Annotated in this window: 5 protein-coding genes and 1 rRNA gene (1 of these 6 running past the window's edge); all 6 read right to left on the bottom strand. The window is 55.7% G+C overall.

The window, feature by feature from the left end; translation table 11 throughout:
• Window positions 1-309 (bottom strand): 16S ribosomal RNA (locus ABJZ52_RS08135); its annotated part reaches 1,041 nt to the left of the window's first position; the annotation flags it as partial.
• A gap of 521 nt (window positions 310-830) precedes the next feature.
• Window positions 831-1,463: a protein-methionine-sulfoxide reductase heme-binding subunit MsrQ gene (locus ABJZ52_RS08130; protein WP_348106287.1), complete on the bottom strand. Its 633-nt coding sequence runs from the start codon at window positions 1,461-1,463 to the stop codon at window positions 831-833.
• A complete protein-coding gene (gene msrP / locus ABJZ52_RS08125) occupies window positions 1,463-2,437 on the bottom strand; it encodes a protein-methionine-sulfoxide reductase catalytic subunit MsrP (protein ID WP_348106288.1) in 975 nt (324 codons plus the stop codon). Before msrP ends, ABJZ52_RS08130 begins: the two co-directional genes overlap by 1 nt.
• Window positions 2,438-2,538: 101 nt before the next feature.
• Window positions 2,539-3,390, bottom strand: a complete 852-nt coding sequence (gene pssA, locus ABJZ52_RS08120; RefSeq protein ID WP_138441966.1) for a CDP-diacylglycerol--serine O-phosphatidyltransferase — start codon at window positions 3,388-3,390, stop codon at window positions 2,539-2,541.
• Window positions 3,391-3,480: 90 nt separating this feature from the next.
• Window positions 3,481-4,497: a ketol-acid reductoisomerase gene (ilvC, locus tag ABJZ52_RS08115; protein ID WP_138441965.1), complete on the bottom strand. Its 1,017-nt coding sequence runs from the start codon at window positions 4,495-4,497 to the stop codon at window positions 3,481-3,483.
• A 65-nt stretch (window positions 4,498-4,562) separates the two neighbouring features.
• A partial coding sequence (gene ilvN, locus ABJZ52_RS08110) for an acetolactate synthase small subunit (RefSeq protein WP_348487735.1) occupies window positions 4,563-5,000 on the bottom strand: 438 nt, incomplete at its 5' end.

The raw sequence follows: 5,000 nt of genomic DNA, 5'->3' as shown, positions 1-5,000 counted from the left end.
GCTGATCATCCTCTCAGACCAGCTACGGATCGTCGCCTTGGTGAGCCATTACCTCACCAACCAGCTAATCCGACATAGGCACATCCAATAGCGCAAGGTCCGAAGATCCCCTGCTTTCTCCCGAAGGACGTATGCGGTATTAATCCGGGTTTCCCCGGGCTATCCCCCACTACTGGGCAGTTTCCTATGCATTACTCACCCGTCCGCCGCTCGTCAGCGGGTAGCAAGCTACCCCTGTTACCGCTCGACTTGCATGTGTTAAGCCTGCCGCCAGCGTTCAATCTGAGCCATGATCAAACTCTTCAGTTTAAATCATACAAGAATCCGAAGATTCTCTATTCTTGCTCAAGACAAAACTCAATTTCGACGAGTCACTGTCCTGATATTTCGTATCCGAAACACCTCGGCCAGCGCCCACACGAATTACTTGGTCAATTTTTTAAAGAGCGGTTGAGCTGCTGCTCAATCAAGGTGGCGTATTCTACATCGTGTCGCCGCCTTGTCAACCGTTTATTTTCGATGTTTTCCGTCTCCGGAAAGCGCCGAAAATCAACCGGCTTACTGCTTGTTTCGAGAGGCGCATTCTACAGCGAATCGAGCCTCTGTCAACCGCTTTCTGAAGAATCTTGAAACTCAATTTCTTCAACAATTTCAAACGGTTGCCATCCTCGGGGGCCGCTGTGTCAGCGGCTTATCCCTCAGAAGTGGTGCGCATTCTACAGGCGTCAGGAAAACTGTCAACGCGCTTTGCGAAGAAAATTCCAAAACTACGGGTTTCCACGCATTAGGCAGGTCAACAACCGCACAACTTGAGCGGTGTTTAACCAATATCAGCCCTTTTTCAGAGGGACCAGGCTGGACCAGCCAGACCAATAACCTCGCACCCCCAACAGAATTGCCAATAACAGGCCGTAAATCACCATTTCACCCAGATCACTTCTTGCTTGCCAGAAGAAATGAACCCAGGCAACAACCACAGCCAGATAGATCAACTTGTGCAGAGGCTTCCAATAAGAGCCCAACCTGCGCATCACACTGACCGGTGAGGTTACCGCCAGGGGTACCAGACACAGGAATGCCACCGCACCGGCAATGATGTAGGGCCGCTTGGTAAAGGTGGCCCACAAATCCGACCAGCCGAGAATGAACTGGAGAAACGCCAGGACATGGAGCACGGCATAGAAGAAAGCAAACAAACCGAGCATGCGCCGGACCCGTAGCCAACCTCCCCACCCGGTCCAGCGTCGCAACGGAGTCATCGCCAGGGTCGCCAATAGTAGCTGGAAGGCAGCAATGCCAAGCGCCTCCGTGATGGTCTGTCCGGGATCCGGCCCCACGGCACCGCTGACCACATCCCCAACCAGCAACAATAGAGGCAAAGATGCCAACGCAGCCATCAGCCAGCGAAACGCCAACAGCACCCCTGCGCTTCGGCGCCACTCAATACCCAGCACTCCCGGCATTAATAGAACTTCCGCAAGTCCATGCCCTTATAGAGGCTAGCGACCTGCTCACCATAACCATTGAACTTCTCGGTCTCGATCCAGTTTGGTGAAAACAACCCCGATGGCAAGCGACGCTCCCGCTTCTGACTCCAACGCGGGTGGTCGACCTCAGGATTCACATTGGCGTAGAAACCATACTCACTTGGAGCAATTCGTTCCCACGTGGTTTTCGGCCGCGTTTCCTGAAACCGAATCCTGACAATAGACTTGATACTCTTGAATCCGTATTTCCAGGGCAGTACCAATCGAATCGGTGCGCCATTCTGTTTAGGTAGAGCCTTGCCATACAGGCCGACAGCCAGGAACGCCAATTCGTTCATGGCCTCATCCATCCGCACCCCCTCCCGATACGGCCAATCGATGGTGCTGAATATCGACTGCTGCCCCCGCATCTGCTCTGGATCCTCGAGGGTTTCAAAGTAGAGATACTTGGCCTTGGACGTTGGCTCCAGGCGCCTCACTACATCGGCAAGCGGTATCCCAACCCAGGGGATCACCATGGACCAGGCCTCCACGCACCGTAACCGGTAAACCCGCTCCTCATAGTCATGGGGCTGAAGCAGGTCTTCAAGGGCATAGGTACCCGGCTTGCCACACTCGCCATCCACAATCACGGACCAGGGGTCGACCGACATGTTGTCGGCATACTTGGCCGGATCGTCTTTTCCGGTGCCGAACTCATAGAAGTTGTTGTAGCGGATAACGTCTTTGAACGGTGTCTTTTCTTCGTCGGTTGAGAACTGGGGCGCAGGGATGAAATTGAGCGATTCGCCCTGAACCGGGGCAGCCGCCGCAGACAGTAGCCCAGGCATAGCGAGGCCGGCCGCACCAGCAGCAATGCCAGACATGAATCGGCGACGGTTCAGATAGATGTGTTCGGGGGTAACGTGGCTGTAGGACAGTGCCCAGGAGGGGCGACTCTTGATCAACATCGAAACTCTCCGCTCTAGTCGCCCGAGCATCGGGCGCTGGTAGGGTTGACCGGAGGTTTCGCATTAAATTCCCGGGCCTCAGGGGCCCGGGACTCAATACCTTACGCAGACTCCTCCGGGCTACGCTTGGGCTTGCCTCTGAAGATCGCCCGCACGGGACCCGACAGGGCATACAGCAGAAACCCGGTAAACAATACGGTCGCCGGATCAAGCGCGATCACGACAAAGATCAGGACCACGAGCAGAATTGCCGCAAACGGCACCCGGCCACGCATATCGAGATCCTTGAAACTGCGGTACAGGATATTGCTGACCATCATAACGCCGGTACCGCCAACCACAACAATCGTCAGCAGCGTCAGCCAGGACGAAGGCTCGAATTCGTGAAAGCACCACACCAGGCCAGCCACGCACGCAGCCGCAGCCGGACTCGCCAGGCCAACGAAAAACTTCTTGTCGACGGAGCCAATCTGGGTGTTGAAGCGGGCCAAACGGAGGGCCGCGCCAGCCACATAGATAAAGGTTATTGCCCAGCCTACTTTACCCAGGCCATTAAGGGACCAGAAAAATGCCACCAAACCAGGGGCAACACCAAATGCCACCATGTCGGCCAAGGAGTCATACTCTTCGCCGAATTTGCTTTGGGTGTTGGTCATGCGTGCGACGCGGCCATCGAGCCCGTCAAGAATCATGGACACGAAAATCGCGATAGCGGCGTTATCGAACATGCCGTTGGCCGCGGACACGATGGCATAGAAACCCGAAAACAGGGACGCTGTCGTGAGTGCGTTCGGCAGAAGGTAGATGCCCTTGCGGCGGACAGGGGCTCCCTCTACCAGTTCTTCTTCAACCACTTCGCCGGCTTCCACTTCATACTCTGAAGCCTGATCGTGCTTTTTCTCCGACGCCACGCGCTGGGCGTCGGCATCGGCAGTCTTTTTTTCGTCAGTCATTCCCATAACTCCGGAAAGCATTTGGGCGGAGTATATACGAAGAACGCGGCCTCCCGGGCCGCGTTTCTCAAGAACCAGTCAGAAATCTGATCAGTTCTTATCTTTATCCACGATCTTATTCGCGGAAATCCACGGCATCATGCCACGGAGCTTTTCACCCACGGTTTCAATATCGTGAGCCGCGTTCTGGCGACGACGAGCCGTCATGGACGGGTAATTGAGAGCGCCTTCAGAGATAAACATCTTGGCGTACTCACCGCTCTGGATGCGCTTCAGGGCGTTGCGCATGGCTTCGCGAGACTGCTCGTTGATGACTTCCGGGCCAGTCACGTACTCACCATACTCCGCGTTGTTGGAGATGGAGTAGTTCATGTTGGCGATGCCACCTTCGTACATCAGGTCAACAATCAGCTTCAGCTCGTGCAGGCACTCGAAGTACGCCATTTCCGGCGCGTAGCCCGCTTCAGTCAGGGTCTCGAAACCGGCCTTGACCAGTTCAACGGCACCACCACACAGAACGGCCTGCTCACCGAACAGATCGGTTTCGGTTTCGTCCTTGAAGGTGGTTTCGATGATGCCGGTACGACCACCGCCGATGCCACTGGCGTAGGACAGGGCAACGTTCTTGGCGGTGCCGGACGCGTCCTGGAAGATGGCGATCAGGTCAGGAATACCACCGCCGTTGGCAAATTCGGTGCGCACAGTGTGACCCGGAGCCTTCGGAGCGACCATGATCACATCCAGATCTTTCCGCGGGACGATCTGGTTGTAGTGGATAGCAAAACCGTGGGCAAACGCCAGTGTGGCACCCTGCTTCAGGTTCGGCTCGATCTCGGCCTTGTACAGCTGAGACTGGAATTCGTCCGGGGTCAGAACCATGACCACGTCAGCAGCAGCAACGGCGGAAGGCACGTCGCTGGTCTTCAGGCCATAGGCTTCAGCCTTGGCGATGGACGACGAACCCGGGCGCAAACCAACGGTGACGTCAACGCCGGACTCTTTCAGGTTGCACGCGTGAGCGTGGCCCTGGGAACCGAAACCGATAACGGCAACTTTCTTGCCCTGGATGATGGAAAGATCGCAATCCTTATCGTAGTAAACCTGCATGACAAAACCTCTGTTATTTGTAATGGCCCTATCAGGCCATGATGTTCAATTCGTATCAATAGCCGTTAAAGGCTGAGAACCTTTTCGCCGCGGGCAATACCGGAGACACCGGTACGCACCACTTCGAGGACACCGGAGGTGCCAACCGCCTGGATAAATCCGTCAAGCTTCTCACTGTCACCCGCCAACTGCACGGTATAAACCGAACTTGTGACGTCGACAATCTGGCCCCGGAAGATGTCCACGGTACGCTTGATCTCAGCTCGCTGGGAACCGGTGGCCTTCAGCTTGACCAACATCAATTCACGCTCGATGTGGGAGCCTTCGGTCAGGTCCACCAGCTTGACCACTTCAATCAGCTTGTTGAGCTGCTTGGTGATCTGCTCGATGACCTTGTCCGACCCGGTGGTGGTCACCGTCAGACGGGACAGGGTCTCGTCCTCGGTGGGCGCCACGGTCAGCGTCTCGATGTTGTAGTTCCGCTGGGAGAACAGGCCAACAAC

This window comes from Roseibium sp., assembly GCF_039982295.1.
In the GTDB taxonomy this organism is placed as follows: Bacteria; Pseudomonadota; Alphaproteobacteria; order Rhizobiales; family Stappiaceae; genus Roseibium.
The sequence above is the reverse complement of the archived record's forward strand: the minus strand, read 5'-3'. Positions and strand labels throughout refer to the sequence as shown.